This is a genomic window from Streptacidiphilus albus JL83 (assembly GCF_000744705.1).
GTDB classification, from domain to species: Bacteria; Actinomycetota; Actinomycetes; order Streptomycetales; family Streptomycetaceae; genus Streptacidiphilus; species Streptacidiphilus albus.
The window spans coordinates 8,765,114-8,785,622 of the sequence record NZ_JQML01000001.1 but is presented as its reverse complement, the minus strand read 5'-3'; the positions used below and the strand labels follow the sequence as shown (position 1 = coordinate 8,785,622).

General features: G+C 73.1%; 17 protein-coding genes and 1 riboswitch. Of the genes, 11 read left to right on the top strand and 6 right to left on the bottom strand.

Annotated elements, in window-relative coordinates; translation table 11 throughout:
- Positions 1 to 85 precede the first annotated feature (85 nt).
- Positions 86 to 3,568, bottom strand: a complete 3,483-nt coding sequence (locus BS75_RS38215; RefSeq protein ID WP_152646064.1) for an AfsR/SARP family transcriptional regulator — start codon at positions 3,566 to 3,568, stop codon at positions 86 to 88.
- A gap of 701 nt (positions 3,569 to 4,269) precedes the next feature.
- On the opposite strand from BS75_RS38215, the gene BS75_RS38210 reads away from it, so the two are divergent.
- From BS75_RS38210 to BS75_RS38175, 7 genes are all read left to right on the top strand, one after another.
- Positions 4,270 to 4,773 (top strand): peptidase inhibitor family I36 protein, encoded by a 504-nt coding sequence (locus tag BS75_RS38210; protein WP_034091507.1) that lies wholly within the window; start codon positions 4,270 to 4,272, stop codon positions 4,771 to 4,773.
- 93 nt (positions 4,774 to 4,866) lie between these two features.
- Positions 4,867 to 5,778 (top strand): hypothetical protein, encoded by a 912-nt coding sequence (locus BS75_RS38205; protein ID WP_034091506.1) that lies wholly within the window; start codon positions 4,867 to 4,869, stop codon positions 5,776 to 5,778.
- Positions 5,779 to 5,846: 68 nt separating this feature from the next.
- The gene (locus BS75_RS38200) at positions 5,847 to 6,338 is read left to right on the top strand and encodes a peptidase inhibitor family I36 protein (protein WP_052440078.1); all 492 of its coding nucleotides are present in this window, start codon (positions 5,847 to 5,849) and stop codon (positions 6,336 to 6,338) included.
- Positions 6,339 to 6,596: 258 nt separating this feature from the next.
- The gene (locus tag BS75_RS45260) at positions 6,597 to 7,892 is read left to right on the top strand and encodes a C40 family peptidase (protein ID WP_052070225.1); all 1,296 of its coding nucleotides are present in this window, start codon (positions 6,597 to 6,599) and stop codon (positions 7,890 to 7,892) included.
- Positions 7,893 to 8,162: 270 nt separating this feature from the next.
- On the top strand, positions 8,163 to 8,633 hold the full coding sequence (locus tag BS75_RS38185; RefSeq protein WP_034091504.1) for an RNase A-like domain-containing protein: 471 nt from the start codon (positions 8,163 to 8,165) through the stop codon (positions 8,631 to 8,633).
- Positions 8,634 to 8,643: 10 nt separating this feature from the next.
- Complete coding sequence (locus BS75_RS38180; protein WP_034091503.1) at positions 8,644 to 9,312, top strand: hypothetical protein; 669 nt, start codon at positions 8,644 to 8,646, stop codon at positions 9,310 to 9,312.
- A 250-nt stretch (positions 9,313 to 9,562) separates the two neighbouring features.
- Positions 9,563 to 10,420 carry a class I SAM-dependent methyltransferase gene (locus BS75_RS38175; protein ID WP_034091502.1) on the top strand — a complete coding sequence of 286 codons (858 nt, stop codon included), beginning with the start codon at positions 9,563 to 9,565 and terminating at the stop codon, positions 10,418 to 10,420.
- A gap of 27 nt (positions 10,421 to 10,447) precedes the next feature.
- Here the strand turns inward: BS75_RS38175 and BS75_RS38170 are convergent, their stop codons facing one another.
- Together BS75_RS38170 and BS75_RS38165 are read right to left on the bottom strand one after the other, a co-directional pair.
- Positions 10,448 to 11,830, bottom strand: a complete 1,383-nt coding sequence (locus tag BS75_RS38170; RefSeq protein WP_034091501.1) for a serine hydrolase domain-containing protein — start codon at positions 11,828 to 11,830, stop codon at positions 10,448 to 10,450.
- A gap of 83 nt (positions 11,831 to 11,913) precedes the next feature.
- A complete protein-coding gene (locus BS75_RS38165) occupies positions 11,914 to 13,320 on the bottom strand; it encodes a carboxylesterase family protein (RefSeq protein WP_231608014.1) in 1,407 nt (468 codons plus the stop codon).
- A 122-nt stretch (positions 13,321 to 13,442) separates the two neighbouring features.
- Here BS75_RS38165 and BS75_RS38160 point away from each other — a divergent pair, with 122 nt between their 5' ends.
- Both BS75_RS38160 and BS75_RS38155 read left to right on the top strand, forming a co-directional pair.
- Positions 13,443 to 14,474, top strand: coding sequence for an Lrp/AsnC family transcriptional regulator (locus tag BS75_RS38160; RefSeq protein WP_174515074.1), 1,032 nt, complete (start codon positions 13,443 to 13,445; stop codon positions 14,472 to 14,474).
- Positions 14,475 to 14,563: 89 nt separating this feature from the next.
- On the top strand, positions 14,564 to 14,917 hold the full coding sequence (locus tag BS75_RS38155; RefSeq protein ID WP_331281479.1) for a hypothetical protein: 354 nt from the start codon (positions 14,564 to 14,566) through the stop codon (positions 14,915 to 14,917).
- Positions 14,918 to 14,929: 12 nt separating this feature from the next.
- Here BS75_RS38155 and BS75_RS38150 read toward each other — a convergent pair whose 3' ends face one another.
- The 3 genes from BS75_RS38150 to BS75_RS45255 form a co-directional block, all read right to left on the bottom strand.
- Positions 14,930 to 15,820, bottom strand: coding sequence for a DUF4097 family beta strand repeat-containing protein (locus tag BS75_RS38150; RefSeq protein WP_034091498.1), 891 nt, complete (start codon positions 15,818 to 15,820; stop codon positions 14,930 to 14,932).
- 94 nt (positions 15,821 to 15,914) lie between these two features.
- Positions 15,915 to 16,430 (bottom strand): type II toxin-antitoxin system HicB family antitoxin, encoded by a 516-nt coding sequence (locus BS75_RS38145; protein ID WP_034091497.1) that lies wholly within the window; start codon positions 16,428 to 16,430, stop codon positions 15,915 to 15,917.
- 229 nt (positions 16,431 to 16,659) lie between these two features.
- The gene (locus BS75_RS45255; protein WP_052070221.1) at positions 16,660 to 17,568 is read right to left on the bottom strand and encodes a LysM peptidoglycan-binding domain-containing protein; all 909 of its coding nucleotides are present in this window, start codon (positions 17,566 to 17,568) and stop codon (positions 16,660 to 16,662) included.
- Between the two features lie 5 nt (positions 17,569 to 17,573).
- Positions 17,574 to 17,762, bottom strand: a riboswitch (cyclic di-AMP (ydaO/yuaA leader).
- A 189-nt stretch (positions 17,763 to 17,951) separates the two neighbouring features.
- Here BS75_RS45255 and BS75_RS38135 point away from each other — a divergent pair.
- A complete protein-coding gene (locus tag BS75_RS38135) occupies positions 17,952 to 18,902 on the top strand; it encodes a hypothetical protein (protein WP_034091496.1) in 951 nt (316 codons plus the stop codon).
- Positions 18,903 to 19,182: 280 nt separating this feature from the next.
- Entirely contained in the window at positions 19,183 to 20,331 is a 1,149-nt protein-coding gene (locus BS75_RS38130; RefSeq protein ID WP_231608013.1) for a tetratricopeptide repeat protein, read from the top strand.
- The last annotated feature ends 178 nt before the right edge of the window (positions 20,332 to 20,509 follow it).

Here is a 20,509-nt window from a genome sequence, read left to right as displayed (position 1 = left end):
GACCTCCCTGACCCCACGCCCGAACCCGGACGGTCCTCCCCAAGTCCGAGCTGCGGCAACGCACCTGAACGGCGGAATGCTCGGTTCAGCCCCCTGCCGCCCCACTGGCCGGTTCGACGGGACCGTCACCGGAGTCCCACCGCGGCCATGCCAGCGGACTGTCCGTGTGCAGGTATGTCATGTCGACGCGCGGAACCGTCCCGCCGCGCCGTGCCGTCCCCTGGCGCTTGAGCAGGTCAAGGTCCTTCTGCGGGATGCAGAGCGGTGAGCCGCCGACGTAGCGGGCATCGCTCTCCAGAACGGCCAGCTGCGCCGCCGCCGACTGGGCCTCGGCGGCTCCGATGCCCTGGTAGAGCGTCACCGCCCGGCGGAGCAGCGGCAGGGCGGCCTCCGGGTCGCCCTGCCGGGCGGTGCAGCGGGCGGCGCCCTCCAGCGCCCGGGCCTCGTCCAGCGGGCTGTCGATCCGGCGGGCGAGCTCCAGGGCCTGTTCGTACAGCGACAGCGCCGCCCGTGCTCCGGAGGTCGCGCAGCTGAGCGCGCCCAGGCTGTTGAGCACGTCGACCTCGCCCTGGCGGTCGCCGACGTCCCGGTAGATCGCCAGGGCCCGGCCCAGGTGCTCGGCTGCGGCCGGGTGGTCGCGGGTCGCCAGCCCCAGCCGGCCCATCTCGTGCAGGGTGTTCACCTCGCCGAGCCGGTCGCCGATGTCCTGGTGGATGGCCAGGGCCCGGTGGAGCAGGTCGGCCGCGGCCGCGTGGCTGCCGGTCGCCAGCCGCACCCGGCCCAACCCCATCAGGGCGTAGGCCAGGTTGCGCTGGTGTCCGAGCTCCTGGTAGATCGTCAGCGCCCGCTCGTGCAGAGCGGCGGCGGCCGGGTAGTCGCCGGTCGCTAGCCGCACCCGGCCCAGCCCCCAGAGGGAGTTGGCCTCGCCCAGGCGGTCGCCGAGGCTCCGGTAGATGGCGAGCGCCCGCTCCAGCAGGTCGGCGCCGGTCGAGAAGTCGCCGGCGACGATCCGCTCCCGGCAGAGCGAGTACAGCGAGACCGCCGTCCCGTGGCGGTGCCCGAGGCACTGGTAGAGCTCCAGCGCCTGCCGTTGCAGGTCGGCGCCGACCGCGAAGTCACCGGCCGCGTGCCGGGTGCGGGCCAGGTCGTGCAGGGCGTTGGCCTCGCCGAGTCGGTTGCCGAGGCTCCGGTAGATCGCCAGTGCCTGCTCGTGGAACCCGGCCGCGACGGACAGGTCCCCGGTGGTGTGCCGAACCTTGCCGAGGTCCCAGAGCGCGTCCGCCTCACCGAGCCGGTCGCCACGGGCCCGGGCCGTGGTCAGCGCGGTGCGGAAGAGCACGGCGGCCTGCTCCCAGGGGCCTTCCTCCTGCAGGAAAGCCGCCAGGGCAGCGGTCAGGGCCGGCACCCGAGGGTGCTGGCGGCGTGCGGCGTAGGACAGCGCCGCGAGCAGGTTGTCCCGCTCGGTGCGCATCCAGGCCAGAGCCTGGGGGCGGTCGGAGAGCCAGGGCTCGGCGGCGGGCGAGGTGCTGGTTGACACCACGGTAGAGGCGGCGGTCGGTGCCGCGGTCGGAACCGCTCCGGGGTGGGACTGGCGGGCGAGACGCCGGTCGGCGGCGTCCGCGGCCTGCTGGTAGTGGTCCAGCAGCCGCTCGACGGCGGCCTCGCGCTCGACCGCCGCGACCTGGCCGCCGTCCCGCATCCGGGCGTAGAGACGGACCAGGTCATGGAAGCGGTACCGCCCGGGGGTGCGCTGGGTGAGCAGGTTGTGGCCGAGCAGGGACTCCAGCAGAACTTCGGCGGCCCGCTGGTCGACATCGGCGAGCCGGGCGGCGGCGCGGACGTCGAAGTCAGGGCCGGGAACCAGTCCGAGCAGGCGGAAGAGCCGCTGCTCAGCGGCGGGCAGGGCCCGATAGGAGCACTCGAAGACGCTGACGAGGCTCCGGTCCTCGTCCTGGAGCTGCGAGAGCCTGGCACTCTCGTCGCGGAGCCGCTCCACCAGCTCCGGCACCGACAGGTTCCGCTGGTGCCGCAGCCGGGCCGCGGTGATCCGGACGGCCAGCGGCAGGCTGCCGCAGAGCGACAGGAGTTCGCTGATCGACGCGAGGTCCGCGGTGATCCGGCCGGGGCCGGCCACCTCGTGCAGCAGCGCGGCCGCGTCGGCCTCGGGCAGCACGTCCAGGGCCACCGAGTGCGCGTCGTCCAGCCCGGTCAGCCGCTTGCGGCTGGTCACCAGGACCAGGCAGCCGGGAGTGCCGGGCAGCAACGGCCGCACCTGCGCGGTGCTGCAGGCGTCGTCCAGAACGATCAGCACCCGGGAGTCGGCCAGCCGGTGGCGGTAGTGGGCCGCGCGCTCGTCCAGGTTCTTGGGTACCAGCTGCGGCGCCACGCCCAGCGCGTGCAGGAGCTGTTCGAGGGCGTCCTCGGCAGTCAGCGGGTCCAGCCCCGGGGTGTGCCCGTGCAGGTCGATGAACAGCTGCCCATCGGGGTAGCTCGCGCGCAGGCGGTGCGCGGCGTGGACGGCCAGGCCGGTCTTGCCGACACCGGCCATCCCGTCGATGGCCAGGATCACCACCGCCCCGGCGCTGCCGCCCTCGACGACACCAACGGCCCCGGCGGCGGCAGCGGCCCCGGCTCCGGCGGCGAGGCCGACGAGGCGGTCCAGCTCCTGGCTCCGGCCGGTGAACACGCGGGTGTCGACGGGTAACTGGTGCCGGGCCCCGTCTCTCCTCGCGGCCTCCGTGATCGCGGTGGCCGTGATCGCGCTCTCCGTGATCGCGGCCGCCCCCTGCTCCGCCCGTCCGCCCGGAAGGTCCAGTGCCGGATCGTGGTGCAGCACGTGCTCGTACAGTCGCCGCAGTTCCGGACCGGGGTCGGCGCCCAGCTCCTCCTGCAGTACGGCGCGGGCCTCCTGATAGACGTTCAGGGCGTCGCCCGGCCGACCGCTGCGGTACAGGGCGAGTACCAGCTGCGCGTGGAAGGCCTCGGTCAGCGGATACCGGCGGGTCAGCGCCCGCAGCTCCGGCACGACCGCGGTGTGCAGGCCCAGTCGCAGATCCGCCTCGATCCGGCCCTGGAGCGCCTGCAGCCGCAGCTCGTGCAGGTGCTGCCGCTCCGCCTGCTCCAGCGCGGGGCGCTCGACATCGGCCAGCGGCTCGCAGCGCCACAGCTCCAGTGCCGCCGCCAGCCTCTCCCGGGCAGCGGCCCACTGCCCGGCGGCCTGCGCCTCACGGCCACGGCCGCACAGGTCCTTGAACACCTGGAGGTCGAGTTCTCCGTCCCCGACCTCCAGCAGGTATCCGGCCGACACCGACCGCAGCCGCGTCGCGCCCTCGGGGCCGAGCAGCCGACGAAGCCTGAGCACGCTGTTGTACAGCGAGGCCATCGCCGAGGCCGGCAGCTGGTCTCCCCACAGGACGTCCGCGATGGCCGAGACCCCCACCGGCCGGTTGGCGTTCAGCAGCAGCATCGCCAGCACGGTGCGCGGCAGCGCTCCGGGCACCCGCTGTGCGGTCCCCTCCTGCTCCAGCGTCACGTCTCCGAGCAGGGCATAGCGCATTCGACCCGGCATGCGTCCCCCTGAGGCTGCCCGGCAGCGGCCTCCCGCCGAGGCCCGTCGCTCTGCATGCTAATCGTTCGGCCCGACCGCGGGGCCGGTACGCCGACCGCTTTCGCGGTCGGCGTACCGGCCCCGCGGTCGGGATCAGCGGCGGCGCCGGGCCCGGTGCAGGCCGGCGGGCCAGCCGCTGTCCGGGTCGTCGGCCCTGGATGCCGGCGGAACGCCGACGGGCCCGGAGCGGAGCGTCGTCCGGGCGCTCCGGCTGCGTCCCGTCAGCCGTTGGTGAAGCAGGTGCATCAGTCGGTCCCTTCCGGTTCGGTGGTGGCGCAGGGCTTGCGGCTCCGAGCCTGCGCCGGTCGGCGCCACCTCGCCACAAGGCGCTGCCCAACTGCCCAGATTGTGGGACGTCAAGCCACCGACCTGCAGGGACATGGGTTCGGGGGACGGATTCGCGGGACGCTCCGACGGGTCCTCCGAACGCCGTGGACCCTGCCGGCTCCGACCCGGGCCGCCCCTCGCGGCCGGGTTAGCTGCCAATTAGCCGCGGTTAGCCGGTGGTTGGCCGGAACGCGCAGGGTCGGTCCCAGGAGGTGCCACCCGGGGCGGGGGAACCCGAGCCGGAACGGCACACCGATCGCCAGGGGAACCAGAGCACCCTGCGGCGTCGGCCGCGCACCAGAGTGATGTGCGGCCCTTCCAGAAGGGAACCACCCATGCGCAATCGACTCATCGTCAGCCTCGCGGCGGCCGGCCTCATGCTGGCCACCGGCATCGGGACGGCGGAGGCGGCCTCGGCCGCGACGCCGTCGGCGGGGGCTGGGGCCGGATTCGGCTCGGCCAGTTCCACGGCGACGGGCAGGACCGCCGCCACCGTCCGCCCGGCCATCGAGCCCGGCTGCGCGGCCACGTACTTCTGTTTCTGGAACAACGAGAACTTCAACGACGGCCCCGGGAAGCTCTCCGGCAACAACCCCAGTTGGTTCGTCTTCTCCCACTCGTCCTGCCCCAACGGCACCTGGGCCAACTGCGCCTCCTCGCTCGACAACGCCGGCACCAGCGGCATGGGCGTCGAGGTCTGGAGCAGCACCGGCTACAACGGCGACCACGCCTGCGTCTCGGACAACGAGACCTACTCGGACCTCGCCAACAACTCGTACAGCAACGGGGACGCCGCCAACGACAGCATCGAGAGCAACGAGTGGACCTGGGCCTGCTGAGTGGCCTGCTGAGTCCGCTCGTCACCTGAGGAACAACCGGAGGATCGGCGACTGACCATGGAAATCCGTTCGCGACGCGGAGCCCTCCGCGGAATGGCACGGCTTCTGGCCGCGACGGTGTCGGCTGCCGCCCTGGCTGCGGCGTCCGGGTGTGCGACGCACCCGGCGCCGCGGCCGGCCGCCGCCCCGGCCCCGGCGCAGCAGTTGCAGGACGCCGACGCGGTGATCACCAGCGACTCCACCAGCATGCGCCAGAGCTGGGCACTGTTCGGCGCCCAACAGGTGCTGGTGCAGCAGTGCATGGCGAGACTCGGGTACCACTACCTGATCACCAGCGCCGGCCCGGAACCCGCGGCCGACGTGACCACGGCCGACGTGGACGGGACCGCCTCGCCGCCCAGCTACGGGGTGACCCCGGGCTCGGTGGCCGGCGCGACCCCGGCGCAGGACCTCTACGTCCGCGGCCTGGCTCCGGCGCAGCAGGCCCGCTACCTGACCGCGCTCAACGGGTCGGCCGACCAGAGGATCGCCCTGGCCCTGCCCAGCGGCGCGACCGTCGCCTTCGGGACCGGTGGCTGCCTCGGGCAGGCACGGGACGAGCTCTACGGCAGTATCCAGGCCGCCATGGAGAGCGCGGCCGTACCCCAGGATGTGCAGCAGCTGCTCGAAGGCTTCCTGGGCTCCGACCGTTCCTACCAGACCGCCATCGGGGCCTGGCAGCGGTGCATGGTCGCGAGCGGCCAGAGTGCGCGGACCCCCGCTGCTCTCATCGGCTCGATCCAGTCGCTGGCCTCGACCGGAGTGAGCGGGAAGACGCTGGCGGCCCGTCAGAGCGCTGACGCCAGGGATGACCTCGTCTGCGACGCCCGCAGCGGACTCCGGCGGACGCTGGCCCAGCAGCAGGCCGCCTTCCTGACGAAGCAGCCCGCGGCGACCCTGGTCCTGCTCGACCGGGCGTGGCAGGCCCGCGAGCAGGCGGCGGCACGGGCCGGTGCACCGGCCTGACCAGGCCGGTCCCGGCAGCACCGGCCGCGCACCGGAGCGGTGCGCGGCCCTTCCGGAAGGGAACCACCATGCGCAATCGACTCATCGTCAGTCTTGCCGCGGCCGGTCTCACCCTGGCCACCGGCATCGGGACCGCGGCCGGAGCCTCGGCCGCGACCCCGGCCGGATCGACGCACGCCGACGCCCCCACGGCAGTCGGCAGGACCACCGGCCGAGGGCTGAACGCCCTCCGTCCCACGATCATCACCGGCTGCTCGGCCGGCTACCTCTGCATCTGGAAGAACCCGAACTTCAACGACGGCCCCGGGAAGATCTCCGACAACATCCCCAGCTGGTACGTCCTCCCGCACGCCTCCTGCCCCAACGGCACCTGGGCCGACTGCGTGTCCTCGGTCGACAACGCCGCCACCAGCGGTATGGGCGTCGTCCTCTTCAGCGGCCTCGACTACTCGGGCGGCAACTTCTGCGTCCCGGACGACACGTCCTACCCGAACATCAGCGACATCTCTTTCGGCATGGACACGTCTATCGTGAGCAACATCTGGACATGGGCCTGCTGACGGGCGTCTGCCGACTTCGGATGCGAGGTGAGGAACAGCGACAACATCGCCGACGCGCACCGGCCTTCGGCGGACGCCGACCCAGCAGCCGGCTCAGGCAGTCCTCCCTCCGCAGCACCCGCACCAACTCCACTGACATCCAGCGAAAGTGAAGGCGCCCATGCCGCTCCTGTCCCCCTTGTCGGCTCCGCCCTCCCCGGTGCCCCGCCCGCGCGGAGGCGCCGGTCCCGCGTCCCCCGGCTGAGAGCCTGGCTCGCCGTGGCCACGACCACCGCAGCAGTCGGCTTCGGCCTGGTCGCCGCTGCACCCGCGATGGCGGCCACCCCCGCACCGATCACGCTGACGTCCGCGCAGTGCCCGACGGACATCACCCAGGGCGAGATCGACGGCTGCGTCACCGAACTCCAGGACCTGCTCAACACCCACGGCGCGGCCCTCGGCGTCGACGGCGACTTCGGCCCGGCCACCCTGACCGCAGTCAAGAACTACCAGACCAGCCACGGCCTCTCCGCCGACGGCATCGTCGGACCGCTGACCAAGGCCTCGCTCGCCGCCACCGGTTCCTTTCCCACCGCGATGGCGCTGACGTCCGCACAGTGCCCCACGGACATCACCCAGGGCGAGATCGACGGCTGCGTCACCGAACTCCAGGACCTGCTCAACACCCACGGCGCGGCCCTCGGCGTCGACGGCGACTTCGGCCCGGCCACCCTGACCGCAGTCAAGAACTACCAGACCAGCCACGGCCTCTCCGCCGACGGCATCGTCGGACCCAACACCAAGGCCGCGCTCGACGGCACCACCTCCTCCGTCCCCGCGCCGATCGCGCTGACGTCGGCGCAGTGCCCGACGGACATCACCGAGGGCGAGATCGACGGCTGCGTCACCGAACTCCAGGACCTGCTCAACACTCACGGAGCAGGCCTCGGCGTCGACGGCGACTTCGGCCCCGCCACCCTGACCGCAGTCGAGAACTACCAGACCAGCCACGGCCTGTCCGCCGACGGCATCGTCGGACCCAACACCAAGGCCTCACTGGACGGCAGCCCGACGCCCCCTCCGCCGCCGCCCACCGGCGGCGTGCTGTCGCAGATCATCAGCTACGCCCAGGACATCGAGAACGGTGACCCCGAGCCCGGCTGGGACGGCGGCTGGCCCGGCGGCGACATCCAGTACGTCTGGGGCGGCGGCCACGAGTCGCTGCCCGGCCCGTCGACCGGTACCTGTGTGGGCGACCCGCAGTCGCTGAGCTGCACCGACCCGGGCGCCATCGGCCTGGACTGCTCCGGGTTCGCCCGCTGGGTGTACGACCTGGCCTACGGTCAGGACGTACTGGGGGCAGGCAACACCGACGACCAGATCAGCGAGATGACGCAGGTCAGCTCCCCCGTCCCGGGCGACCTGGTGTTCTTCGGCGCCAGCGCCTCGGACACCGAGCACGTGGGCGTCTACATCGGCAACGGAGAGATGATCAACGCCTACGACACGGGCACGGTCGTGCAGACCAACGCGGTGTCGGCCGGCGGCAACCTGATCGGCTACTACCAGTACTGAACGACGGGCAGTACCGAACAACAGGCCCGGTGCGAGGGGTTCCTCCGTGAGGAGGAACCCCTCGCTGCGTCGGGCGGACAGCGCCGCGGGTGAGCAGAGCCGAGCCGGGGACGGCGTGTGATGTGCGTCTCCGGAGCCGGCGCCGTTGGACCGTCGGGGCGTTGGTACCACTGGCCGGATGGTCGGATGGCCGGATGGCGGGGGTGGTCCCGCCGGTCGGGGGCGAGGTGCACCTGGTCGAGGACGCCTTCCAGCCTCCACGCCTTCTACGTGCGGACCACCGCAGGCCAGGACGTGCTGGTCCACAACTGCCTGGACCTCGTCAACGACGAGGGCGTGGGCGGTGCCCACACCATCGGCGACCACGTGAACATCGACGACCAGAAGCTGCAGGCGAAGGCGGAGAAGGACGGTACGGCGACCCGGTGGAACAGTCAGGACACCGCCGTCACCGCGGTGAACAAGGCCTTCCAGGGGTGGATGTCCAAGCCCGCCAATGTGAAGCGGCTGCAGGACTGGCTGATCGCCCAGTCCAAGCGCGGCGGTGCCTTCAACCCGCAGGACGACCTGCTCCCGATCAGCTGGCAGGTCCGGGACCAGGGCGCATCCCTCGGGACTTCGTTCGTCCGTGGCGGCAACGAGGTCGGCACCGCGACCGGGAACACCGTGCTGGTATTCCTGAAGTACGTCGGCAAGGGCCACCCGGAGAAGTACGTCGTCTACACGGCGTACCCCAAGTAGGAGCAGCAGCATGACCAGCAGGAACACCAGCACGACCGGTCAGGGGACCGACCTGTACGACTTCGGCCTGACCGGCTTCGCGAAGTACTTCGGGCTGCCCGAGCGGCATGACCAGGCTTCGACCCTTGCCCTGGCCGCGCGGCTGGGGGAGCGCTACGGGCCCTGGCTCAGCAACTGGCTGCTCGCGGACGTGCGGCTGCTGCTGGACTCTCCCCTTCCCGACGAAACCCTCCGCACCCTGTGGCTGGGGGCCGCCGAGGCACGCTTCGACCCGGCGGGTGAGGGGACCGGCATCCGTGACTGGCTCGAACAACTCGCGGACGTCGCCGGCGCCTGCCGGGACAGGACCTTCCGGATCTCCGGCGAGCCGGCCGACGCGGGGCTGCGGGAGGCCGTACTGGCCGAGCTCGACGGGGTCGGCCCGGCGCTGGCGGAGGCCGTGGTCACCAGCGGCTACGCCGCTCCGCTGCCCGACCTGGTCCCGGCACTGCGCCGGGTGGTCGTCGAGGTCGACCCCGACCTCGGGTTCCGGCTCCTGCTGCGGGCGCTGAAGGCGTACTTCATGCCCATCAGCGAGGTCAGGTACCAGCGCCTGCTGACGCTCGGCGAGCGGTTCGGCTACCACGAGCTGGCCGTCGACGACGGGAACCTGAACACCTGGCCGGACCTGGTGGACTGAGCCGGCACCTCACCTGCGGGGACGGGGCGATCGGCAAGGGCAGGGATCCGGTCGGGGGCGGGTCCCGAAGAAGTCGTGCACCCGGACTCCGCCGTGGTCGTGGACCACGGCGGAGTCCGGGTCGCCGACGGCCACCGGGTGCGGGAGCGCCAGTTGCGGGACGATGGCGGCAGCCGTCCGTGACCCCCGGCGGAAGGCTGCGGGCAGGTCCGTGTTCTGGCCGGGGACCGACGGAGAAAGTGGGCACATCGTGGCGGACGGACAGAACGAGGTACTGGACAGCAGCGCCGTGCGGGTGGCGCTCTGGCGGGCGCTGCATGTGCAGGCCGACCCGCCGGCCCATGTGTTCGAGGACGAGGTCGGCCTTCGGCTGGTGGCCCCTGACGACGGCTGGCGGCGGCGTCCGGACATGGACCCGCAGGGCACCAGCGGGTTCCGGGCAGCGATCGTGGCCCGTGCCCGTTTTGTCGAGGACCTGGTGGTCGAGGCGGCCGACCGGGGCGTCGCCCAGTACGTCGTCCTGGGGGCAGGGTTGGACACCTTCGCCCAGCGCAGGCCGGAGTTCGGCTCCCGGCTGCGGGTGTTCGAGATCGACCAGCCGGGCACCCAGTCCTGGAAGCGCCGCCGGCTGGTCGAGCTCGGCTACGGAGTCCCGGACTGGCTTCGCCTGGTACCGGTCGACTTCGAGGCGGGCGGGGACTGGTGGGGGCAGCTGTGCGCCGCCGGTTTCGACCCGGCCCGGCCGGCGCTGGTCGCCTGTACCGGCGTCACCATGTACCTCTCCAAGGACGCCACTACGGCGACCCTGCGCCGACTCGCGGGGCTCGCCCCCGGTTCGAGGCTCGCCATGACGTTCACGCTGCCGACCGAACTCCTCGACGAGGCCGACCGCCCGGCACTGGAGGCGACCAAGCCGCAGGCGCAGGCAGCCGGAACACCCTTCGTCAGCTTCTACACTCCGCAGGAGATGCTCGCGCTGGCCCGCGGCGCCGGTTTCGAGGACGTCCGGCACGTCTCCGGCCGGGGGCTCGCCGAACGCTACTTCGCCGATCGGACCGACGGCCTCCGCCCGTCGAGCGGAGAGGACTTCCTGATGGCCGCCACGTGACCCACGAGAGGACCTGGCCGAGCACCCCTAGCGCCGGAGCAGCTCGTCCGCCAGTTCGGCGGCGAGCGCCTTGACGCCGTCCGGTGGTGACTTGCTCGCCAGGAGGACCACGGTTGCCGAGCCGTCCAGGGCGGCGAGGACTTCGGCGGTGAACCCGGAGGTCGCACCGCCACGCCAGAGCGCGGTCCCGTGGGCGCGGTCGAGCAGGGCGATGCCCGGGGCGAACCTGACTGCGCCTCCGGCCGGGGTGGTCAGGGCCAGGGCGGTACGGATCAGCGGGTCGGTCGCGTCGGTGAAGTGTCCGGCCAGAGTGACGAGGTCCTGGGCAGTGGCGGTCATGCCGCCGGAGCCGGGGAACTGCGGCGCCGGAGCCGGTGCGGGCTCCACCCGGCCCGCCGCGACCCGGTGGCCGGTGACGGTGGCGGGGGCGCGGGTCGAGCCGTCCGGGCCGGCCAGGCCTGCGCGGCTGAGGCCGAAGGGCTCCAGGACCTCCCGGGTGCCGAAGTCCGCGAAGCTCTCCCCGCTGACGGTCCGGACGAGCTCGCCGAGGAGCTGGAAGCCGATGTTGGAGTACTCCGGCCGCTCTCCCGGCGCCCAGGCCAGGGGAAGCTGCGGCACGGCAGCGCTCAGCCGGTCGCCGTCCCGGGGGCGCTGGCGGCCGATCGTCTTGGTCAGGCCCGCTCGGTGCAGCAGCAGTTGGGCGACGGTCGGCTCCGGATCGCCAGGAGCCGCCGGGATCAGGATCGGCCCGGCGGGCAGGTACGCGCGGACCGGCGCATCGAGGTCGACGACTCGCTGCTCGACCAGCCGGAGCACGGCCAGGGCGGTCACGGTCTTGGTCACCGATCCGACCTGGAACACGGATTCCCGGTCCAGCGGCCGTCTGTCCCGGAGATCCGAGACACCCAGGTACTCGCGGTGGACGACGTGTCCGTCGACGGACAGCGCGGCCGCCAGCCCGACGGCGCAGCCGGCGTCGACGGCGGAGAGGAGTCTTTGGTGGATCCGGCCGGACAGCGGTCCGGGCAGCTCGGACTCCACCCGGTCGTGCTCACGGAGGCCGGGCGCGAGCAGCTCCCAGTCGAAGCCGTCCGCAGTGACCGGCCGCGGCTGGAAGCTGCGGATCCGGTGGGGCGGATCCTGCTCGACCGCGATGTCCAACTCCCACAGCTGCGGGCCGGTGCGGACCGATGCGCGGGCCGCCCACGGGCCGCGCGGCTCGACGTTCACGATCTCCGCACCGTGCTCGCGGAATGCGGCGAACCGCTGGTTGGCGGCGAAGAACGCCGCCAGGTCGCCCCGCACCGTCAGCCGGGGCGCGAGTCTGGCGGGGATGGACTCAGGGGCAGCCCGGCCCGCCAGCGCCGCCACTACCCACTCGATCGCCGCTCCGACGGCCTGTGTCAGCACGGGAGCACGGTATCAGCCCGCTGCCGCAGGCCACCGCCAACGTGCCCGGTGGCAGCAGCAGTTGGACCGACCGGTGGCGCCGGTCAGCCGAGGCGGGCGACGTCGGCAGCGGTCCGGTACGGCGCCCAGTCGCCGCCCGGGGCGCCGGTGGCCGTGAACGCGGCGAGCGCGCCGCCGAAGGCGTCCGCCAGCGCACGGTCCGACGCACTGACCGCGCCCAGCATCGGGGCGGCCGGGTAGGCGTCGAACGTGCCGAAGAGGAAGGGCAGTTCGGCGCAGTGCGTGGCGCCGAGGCCGAGGACGTCGGCGGACGGCCGACGGGCGAAGCGGTAGACGTGGGCCGGAGTGCCCTGGGCGGCCCGGTGTTCGGCCAGCTCCGTGGTGCCGACGCCGAAGAACCGGTGCGTGGCGGCCTCGCTCCCCGGTCCCCGGTGGCCGAAGGCCGTCATCTCGTCGGCGACCGTGCCGAGCAGCAGGTCCTTGCCGCCCAGGCCACCGGCGACAGCCGCCGGGAGGAGGGGTTGCGGGACTCCCGCTCCGCCGAGGACCGGGTACATCGGCGGGGTCGGGTCGCCGGGCGTGCTGCGCTCGGCCCCCAGTCGGCGGTAGGCGTCCAGCAGCCGCTGGACCGGCAGGGTGCGCAGTTGCTCGAAGCCGCTCCGGTCCCGGGCGATGCCGAGCAGGCTCAGGTAGGCGGTGGCGGCCGCGTCGGCGGTCGCCGGGTCCTGCGGCGGCAGGCCCCAGGGGCCGCTCTGGGCGATCACCCGGCGGATCGAACCGCCGGTGGCCGGGTCCAGCGCCAGGGCAAGGGCCGAGTAGGCGCCGGCCGACTGGCCGCCGACCGTGACGGACTCCGGGTCGCCGCCGAACGCGGCGATGTTCTCCCGGACCCAGCGCAGTGCCGCGCCCTGGTCGCGGGCACCCGCGTTGTCCACCCCGAACTCCGGCAGGTACAGGTAACCCAGCGGCCCCAGGCGGTAGTTGGCGGTGACCACGACGAGGTTGCCGAGGTCGGCGAGGCGGGCGCCGTCGTACCAGTCCCAACCGCCGCTGCCGCTGCTGAAGCCGCCGCCGTGGAACCACAGCAGCACCGGGCGCGGCCGGACGCCGTCGGCGGCGGGGGCCGGTGCGCCGGCAGCGGGGGCGCCGGCCGGGGCGGGCAGGGCTTCGCTCGGCGTCCAGACATTGAGGGTGAGGCACCCGTCCTCGTCCCAGTCCGGCACCCGCTCCCCCATCACGGCCTCCAGCCGGGACGGCCCCTGCGGCACCGCCGGCCCCGGGCGCACCGCGTCCCGGACCCCGCTCCAGCCCGGCTGCGGGCTCGGCGCGGCGAACCGCAGCGCGCCCACCGGCGAGGCCGCGTACGGGATCCCCCGGAAGGCCGCCACCGCGCCCTCCGAGCTGCCGCGCAGCAGACCGTTGCCGGTGGCGACCACCGGACCCGTTCCACTGCCGTTCGTTCCGCCCACTCCGCCCGTCGTGTTCGTCACGGCTGTCCCCTCTCGGTCCTTCTCCCTTGTCCCTCGGACAGCTCAGGTCTACGGCCCGACGCCATGAGTGGGCCAGCATTGACGCCCTGGGCGCAGGAAAGCAGACGCCCGGTCCACCTAGAATGGCGAATGTGCGCCAATCCCTCGACGAGACCGAGCGCAGGATCGCCGCCGCGCTGCTGATCGCGCCGCGCGCCTCCTGGCGCACCCTCGCCCACTGCCTGGACCTGTCCGAGCGCACGGTCGTCCGCCGGGTCGGTCCGCTGTACGCCGACGGCACGCTGCGGGCCACCGTGGTGCGCAATCCCGTCCGGTTCCCCTCCCTGATCCCGCTGGCGCTGCGGGTCCGCTGCCGTCCGAACCGGGTCCGGGCGGTGGCCACCACCCTGGCCCGCAGGCCGGACACGGTCTGGGTGGACGTACTGGGCGGCGGCGACGAGATCAGCACCATCCTCTTCCTGGACGGTCCCGAGGCCCGCAACGGTCTGCTGCTGCGCGACCTCCCCGCGACCGCCGCCGTCGCCTCCTGGACCTCGCACACGCTGCTCCGGGTCTTCCCGACCTCGTTCGCCTGGAGCACCGACCTGCTCACCGAGGAGGAGACCGCCCGGCTGCACGCGGCCGACCCGCTCTCGGCCGACCGGTTCTCGGCCTCGGCCGACTCCCCCGGGCCGACGGAACCCCTGATCGGACAGGACCGGTTCGAAGCGGCCCGGACGGACGACCCCGTGATCGAGGCCCTGAGCGCGAACGGCCGGGCCGGCTACACCGAACTGGCCGCCCGGACCGGCCTCAGCCCGCTCACCGTCCGGCGCCGGGTGGACGCGCTGATCCACGGCCGTGTGGTCCGGCTGGCCACCGAGCTGGACCTGGCACTCCTCGGCTGCCATGCCGAGGCGCTGCTCTGGCTCTCCGTCAGCCCCGGTGCGCTGGACGCCACCGGCGAAGCCCTGGGCCGCCACCCCCGGGTCCGCTTCGCCGCCGCCACCACGGGCCCCGCCAATCTCCTGCTGGCGGTGGCGGTGACCGACCTCAGCGCCCTGTACGCGTTCCTGACCGAGACCCTCGGCGCCCTGGAGCGGATCACCACCGTCGAGACCACCCCGATCCTGGCCACCGCCAAGCGCACCGGCCTGCCACGCCCGAGCCAGTGAGACCCCTCCGGCGCGTATCGCGGGGAGGGGAACTCGGGGAGCGGCGGCTCGGTGCGGGCGTCGGGGGCGGCCGATACGGTGATCGCGTGATGGACTCCCTGCCCGCCGACGTGGCCTTCGTGCTCGACGCTCTCCTCGACGAGGCCGATCCGGCCCATGCCGTGCTGCGTCGGCAGATCCCCCACCTGCTGGTATCCGGTCGCTGCAGGTGCGGCTGCGGCACTGCCTACTTCGAACTCGACACGGCCTCCGTCGAGTCGGCGCCGTCGGGCCCCGGCACGGTGGTGGCGGCCGAGCTCCAGCTGTACCTGGAGGACGGCGACTGCCCCGGTGAGGTGCTGGTCTTCGCCGAGGACGGCTTCCTGTCGTGGTTGGAGGTCTGCTCCTGGAGCGACACCGTCGACGTCACGCTGGCCACCGTCCAACAGCTGCTTCGGCGCTGACGCCGGCGGCGTTCAGGCCTTGTCCTCCAGCCGGGGCGTGCGGCGGACCACGACGTCGCCCAGCTTGGTGCCGGCGTGGATCTCGACCTTGTCGACCGGCTCGCCGGCGTCGGGGGCGTCGGCGGAGTCGAGCTCGTTGTAGACGCGGCCGACGGCGGTGTTCAGCTCCAGCCAGGCGGCGCTGCCCTCACGGACGCCTATGTCGACCCGGCCGTTCTTGGTCGTGGCGTTGACCTTGCCGCGCACGACCTCGCCGATCCGCACCTCACCGTTGGAGTTCGCGGCGGTGAGGTCGGACAGCGCGCGGTCGACGGAGAGGGCGCCGTTGGCGACCTTGACGTTCGCGGCACCGGTGACCACGCCGATCCGGATGTTGCCGTTGCTGGCGGAGACGTCGGCGGAACCGTCGACGGCGCCGATGCGGATCTCGCCGGACCCGCTGTGCACCTGGGCGGAGCCGCTCACCGAATCGACGGCGATCTCCCCGAGCCCGGTGCGGATGTTCAGCGGGCCGGTCTCGGCGGTCCGGACCGCGCCGAGGTCGGTCTTCAGCGTGACCGCGCCGAGGGCGCCCTCGGTGCGGTAGTCGCCCAGCGAGGCCTCGCCGCTCACGTCGGAGTCGGTGGGCAGCTGGAGCAGGACCTCGACCGACTCCGGGCGCTTGTTGAAGCTCACGAACCGGCTGCGGGGCTTCCGGCTGACGACGCTGAGCGTGCGGGCCGCCTCGTCGTACTCGACGCGGGTGTTCTCGGCGGCCTTCACGTCGGCGGGCCGGTCGGGGTCGCTCGGGCGGACCTCGACGACGGTGTCGGCGCGGTCGCCGGCCACGATGCGGACGTCGGCGACGTAGAGGTCCAGGGTGACGGCGATCGGCGACGGGGTGTTGAAGTTCGAGAGCGACATCTCGGGTTCCTTCGCAATGGGGTGTGGTCGTCCGTGGGTGCGGCCCGGTGCGTGGTGCTCGGTGCGCGGTGCTCGGTGCGCGGGACTGCGGTGGTCAGCGGGCCCAGCCGGTGTAGGTCTGACTGACCTGCCCGGGGTTCTGGGCGGCGGGCCGGACAGCAGTGCGGGCCTCGCCGGCGAGCCCCGCCGCGGCGGCCCGGACGATCCAGGCGTTGACGGAGAGGCCGCCCGCTGCGGCGGCGTCCTCGATCATGGCCTTGAGGTTGCCGGGGAGTCGCAGGTTGATCCGGACCATGGCGGAGTCGTCGCCGTCGGCCAGCGGCATCCGCACGTCGACCGGCCCGGGGGCGGCGGCCGGCGGAGCGGCGGGCGGCGGCGTCACGACGAAGGCGGCGGAACCGGACCGCAGCCGGACGTCGACGCTGCCGGGCGCGAGCTCGGCGGAGATCTCGTCGGCGGCGGTGGAGAGCGCTTCCAGCAGGGTGAGCCGGACCGCCGCGTCCAGGGGCTGCAGGAGCCGGTCGGCGAGCGCGCGGACGTCCTCGCCGCCGACCTCGGCTGCGGTCGTCAGCTCGCGGCGGAGGCTTTCGACATAAGGGGTGAGTTCCATGGCTTGAGCTTGGCACCATTTTGGCTCCATGGCAAGTCCTCATGGCTCATATCGCGCCGAGATGGCACCACGTGATGCCATGGGGCGCCGTCGGCCCCCCGGGCACGACGACGCCCGGCCCGGCGCGCATGGAGCGCGCCGGGCCGGGCCGGGACTGGGGCTTCCGCCGAGGCGTCCCCCATGAAAGGCGACTACGCGCCTTCCTGACGGGGAGTCACCGAGGTTCGGACTAGTACCAGTTGTTCGCCTGCCAGAAGGCCCAGGCCTGGTTCGGGCTGCCGTAGGTGGTGTTCATGTAGTTGAGCGCCCACTCCAGCTGGGTGGTCGCGTCGGTCTGCCAGTCGGCGCCGGCCGAGGCCATCTTGTCGCCGGGCAGGGCCTGGGGCAGGCCGTAGGCGCCGGAGGAGGGGTTGGTCGCGGTGACGTCCCAGCCGCTCTCGTGCGAGATGATCTCGTCGAAGGAGGCCAGCTGGTCGGCGGGGACGATCTGGGCGGCGATCGCCTGCGGGTCCTCGTTCGAGGTGGAGGCGTCGGTGGAGCTGGAGCTCGACGTGGTGGCGGCGGTGGAGTCGCTGCTGCCGGAGTCGTCGCTGCTACCCGTGTCGGCGGAGCCGGCGGAAGAGGAAGAGGAACCGGAGTCGGACGAGGCGTCGCTGCTCTGCGAGCCGGACGAGTCGTCGCTCGACGAGGTGGTGGTCGTGGCGGCGCTGGACTGGCTGGACGAGTCCGAGGCGGCGGTGCCGCTGAGGACCAGCTGCTCGCCGGGGAAGATCAGGTTCGGGCCCTGGGTGAGCGTGGCCTTGTTCAGGTTGTACAGCGCCTGCCAGCCGCCGGAGACGTTCTCCTTCTCGGCGATGCTGGACAGCCAGTCGCCGGAGACGACCGTGTAGGTCGCCGGGGCGGTGCTGGTGCTCGCCGAGGTGGGCACGGCGTCGACCGCGGCAGGCGCGGCGGCGGAGGTGGTGGCGGCGGTCACGTCGGCGACGGTGGCGGCGGTGGCCGGGGCGGCGGAGGCACCGGTGGCGGCGGCCAGCGGAATGCCGAGGCTCACGATGCCGGCGATGCCGGCTCCGGAGACGAGGCGCTGGGTGGCAGTACGACGGGTGGCGCGGTGGCGCCCGTTACCGGACAGCAGCATGGTGAAGTTTTCCTCTCCCACGCCTACGAAGTGAGCTGTCGGATTCGGGCTGGAGTTGCCCGGCCGTGCACAGCACGGCTTCACCCCGAGCCGCGACCCCGAGGTCGCGGCGACTTACTTGGTTCCCCCGCCCCTGCCGTGGCGCGTGCTCTGGTGCCAGTGCCTCCGGCGGCAGGGTTCGGCGTTCCGGAGGTACTGGTTCCGCTTAGTGCGAATGGCTGCACGCTAGACAGATCCGGTTTCAAACATCAACCCTTTGTGACGCTCCTCACGAGTCCGCCCGACACGTCTGACCTCCCACCCGTTCCGCAGGTTCTGGCCCACCGCCCTCGCTATGATCTTCGGAGCTCGACGGTCGGTACAGCCGTGTCCAGGGGGACGTCATGGGGATATTCCGGCGCAAATCCAAGCGCCCGAAGCGCGATGCGGCCGACCTGCCGCGCGACTCCGCGCTGGCCCTCCTCTCCGAGACCGAGGCGGCCTTTCTCCGCTCCCGGGTCCGGGAGGCCTTCGCCGAGCAGGGGCTTGAGGTCACCATGGGTCCCGCGCACGTCACCGACAGCACCGGCCGCCGGTTCGGGCTGGCCAACCTCGCCGCGACCTGCCACCACGACCGCCGTGGCACCCGGGCCTGGCCGTTGCTGGTGCGGGACCACGTCGACAAGATCCTGCGCTCGGTCGACGGCCCGGACGTGCTGACCACCATGCCCCGGGAGCGGCTGCTGGCCCGGCTCTTCCCCAGGATCGTCGGCATCGACATGGCCCACCTGGACGGCGGCTACGCCTACGGCCCCGAACTGACGCCGGATCTGCTCGAAGTCCTCGCGCTGGACCTGCCGGAGACCGTCCAGGTGCTGAACGAGCGGGGCCTCGCCACGCTGGGCGAGCCGGCCCCGCTGCGGGTCCGCGCGCTGGCCAACCTGCGCCGGATCCCGGTGAAGCGGCACCGCACCGTCACCGAGGACGACGGCGCCCGCTTCCATGTGCTCGAAGGGGAGTCCTACTTCCTGCCCAGCCTGGTCCTGCTGCTCGACGAGGTGGCCCCGGTCTACGAGGAGGCCGAACTCGGCCCCGAGGGCGCTCTGGTGGCGATGCCCTTCCGCCACCAGTTCGCCTTCCACGTGATCACCGGCCGCAGCGTGGTGCCGACCCTGAACGCCATGGCCCGCTTCGCCGCCACCGGTTTCGCCCAGGCCCCGGGCGCGGTCAGCCCGTCGGTCTACTGGTGGCGGGCCGGCACCCTCACCCGCCTCACCGCGCCTGAGGGCCGGGCGATCCGCGTCGACGTCGACCTCGACTTCCAGCAGCTGCTGGAACGCCTCACGGACAACTGACCGGGGGCCGGGCATTATTGGATTGTCGGCCCGATCACCCGTGCGCGATCATCGCGTCCATGAAGTTTCGCAGTGACCGCATCCGGAAGACCCCCGCCGCCCCCACCGATCCCGCCCCACCGATCCCGCCGCCACCGGGCCCGCCGCAGCGCCCGAGCTCGGCCTGGCGAACGAGGCCCTGGACTCCGGGGACATCCCGGCCGCGCTCCGCCGGCTCCGTCCGGTCGCCGACTCCCTCCCCCCGGCCGGCCTCGCCGGGGTACTGGAGCGCGCCGCCACCATGGCCGGCTTCGACGACCTGCGGCAGGCCTCGGCGCAGCTGGCCGCCGAACCCGGCAGCCCGAAGGCGCTGTACGACTTCGGCTACGCCTGCATCGAACGCGGCATCGCCTACCTGGCCGTCCCCGCCCTGCGCGAGGCGCTGCGGCTGCTCCCCGAGTCGGCCGGGGTGCTGCGCGAACTGGTCGCCGCCTACGAGCGCGAGGACCGGAACCGGGAGGCCGCCGACGTCCTCGCCGCGCGCGAGGCCTCGCTGACCGACTGGCCCGACCGCTACCTCCTGGTCTTCAACGCGGTGATGGCCGGGGACCTGCCGCTGACCCGCAGCCAGTTCGCACGGCTCTCGACGCCGGAGGACGAGATGTGGCTGCCGGTGCACGCCCGGATCTCGCGGACCGTGGAGCGGGCCGCGAGTGCCGGGACCGCCGCCCCGCTGGACCGCACCGACCTGCGCGGCTGGCAGTTCGTCATCGGCGGATCGCTGCTCGGGACGCTCTCCCCCTTCGGCTTCGAAGCCGGCATGCACGGTCGCTACGCCTGGCTGCAGGACTCCTACTCCCTCTGCCTGCGCGGACTGCTGCGGCTGCGCGCCGCGTTGGCGGCGGCCGGTGCACGGCCCGAGTCGGTGTCGCTGCTGCCGGACCGGGACAGCCTGATCCTGGGACTCGCCGCCGCCGAGGTGCTGGGCCTGCCCGCCGAGCCGTTCGCCCCCGGGCGTGGGAACACGGTCGTCGTGGCCTACCGCCTGGACGCCCTCGACGACACCGGCGCGATCGCCGCCCAGCTGGTCGAGCGCGCGCCCGGCCAGGTGCTGCACGAGCACGCGAGCTGCTGGACCGAGGCTCCGCCGGTCACGGCCGACAGCATCGCCCTGCTGCACCAGACCGCGGTCGCCCCCTGGGGTGCGCAGCAGCGGTACGACCGCAGCGGCCGGGCCGAGGGGCTCGACGCCGACGACCGCCCGGCCGAGGCCCTGGCCGCCGCCGTCGTCCAGGCCGATCCCTCGGCCGACCCCGGCGACGGCGGCACCCCGGCCGACAGCGACGAGGCGTTCGCCGCCTTCGCCGCCGCCGTCGGTCCGACCTGGTTCCTCGGTTCCCGCGACCGGCTCCGCTCCCCCGGGCCGGTCCCCAGCTCCCGCTTCCGCTGACCGACGGCCGCCGACCGACGGCCGCCGAGCGCGGGCGCGGAACGCCCAGGCGTCACTCCCGGCAGTCGCGGGCCCGGTAGGCACTCTCGACAGCACGGACACCGCGCTGTCACCCTACGAGGAGCAGAATGTCAGGCTGCCGCGCCGTCGTCGGTGACGACGCGTCAAGCCGCATCTC

Coding starts and splice junctions, on each gene's coding strand:
- BS75_RS38155 (WP_331281479.1), top strand. CDS start 14,564: ATGGACTCCCTGCCCGCCGACGTGGCCTTCGTGCTCGACGCTCTCCTC.
- BS75_RS38215 (WP_152646064.1), bottom strand. CDS start 3,568: ATGCCGGGTCGAATGCGCTATGCCCTGCTCGGAGACGTGACGCTGGAG.
- BS75_RS38160 (WP_174515074.1), top strand. CDS start 13,443: ATGGCGAATGTGCGCCAATCCCTCGACGAGACCGAGCGCAGGATCGCC.
- BS75_RS38150 (WP_034091498.1), bottom strand. CDS start 15,820: ATGTCGCTCTCGAACTTCAACACCCCGTCGCCGATCGCCGTCACCCTG.
- BS75_RS38135 (WP_034091496.1), top strand. CDS start 17,952: ATGGGGATATTCCGGCGCAAATCCAAGCGCCCGAAGCGCGATGCGGCC.
- BS75_RS38205 (WP_034091506.1), top strand. CDS start 4,867: ATGGCACGGCTTCTGGCCGCGACGGTGTCGGCTGCCGCCCTGGCTGCG.
- BS75_RS38200 (WP_052440078.1), top strand. CDS start 5,847: ATGCGCAATCGACTCATCGTCAGTCTTGCCGCGGCCGGTCTCACCCTG.
- BS75_RS38210 (WP_034091507.1), top strand. CDS start 4,270: ATGCGCAATCGACTCATCGTCAGCCTCGCGGCGGCCGGCCTCATGCTG.
- BS75_RS38130 (WP_231608013.1), top strand. CDS start 19,183: ATGGCCGGCTTCGACGACCTGCGGCAGGCCTCGGCGCAGCTGGCCGCC.
- BS75_RS45255 (WP_052070221.1), bottom strand. CDS start 17,568: ATGCTGCTGTCCGGTAACGGGCGCCACCGCGCCACCCGTCGTACTGCC.
- BS75_RS38180 (WP_034091503.1), top strand. CDS start 8,644: ATGACCAGCAGGAACACCAGCACGACCGGTCAGGGGACCGACCTGTAC.
- BS75_RS38145 (WP_034091497.1), bottom strand. CDS start 16,430: ATGGAACTCACCCCTTATGTCGAAAGCCTCCGCCGCGAGCTGACGACC.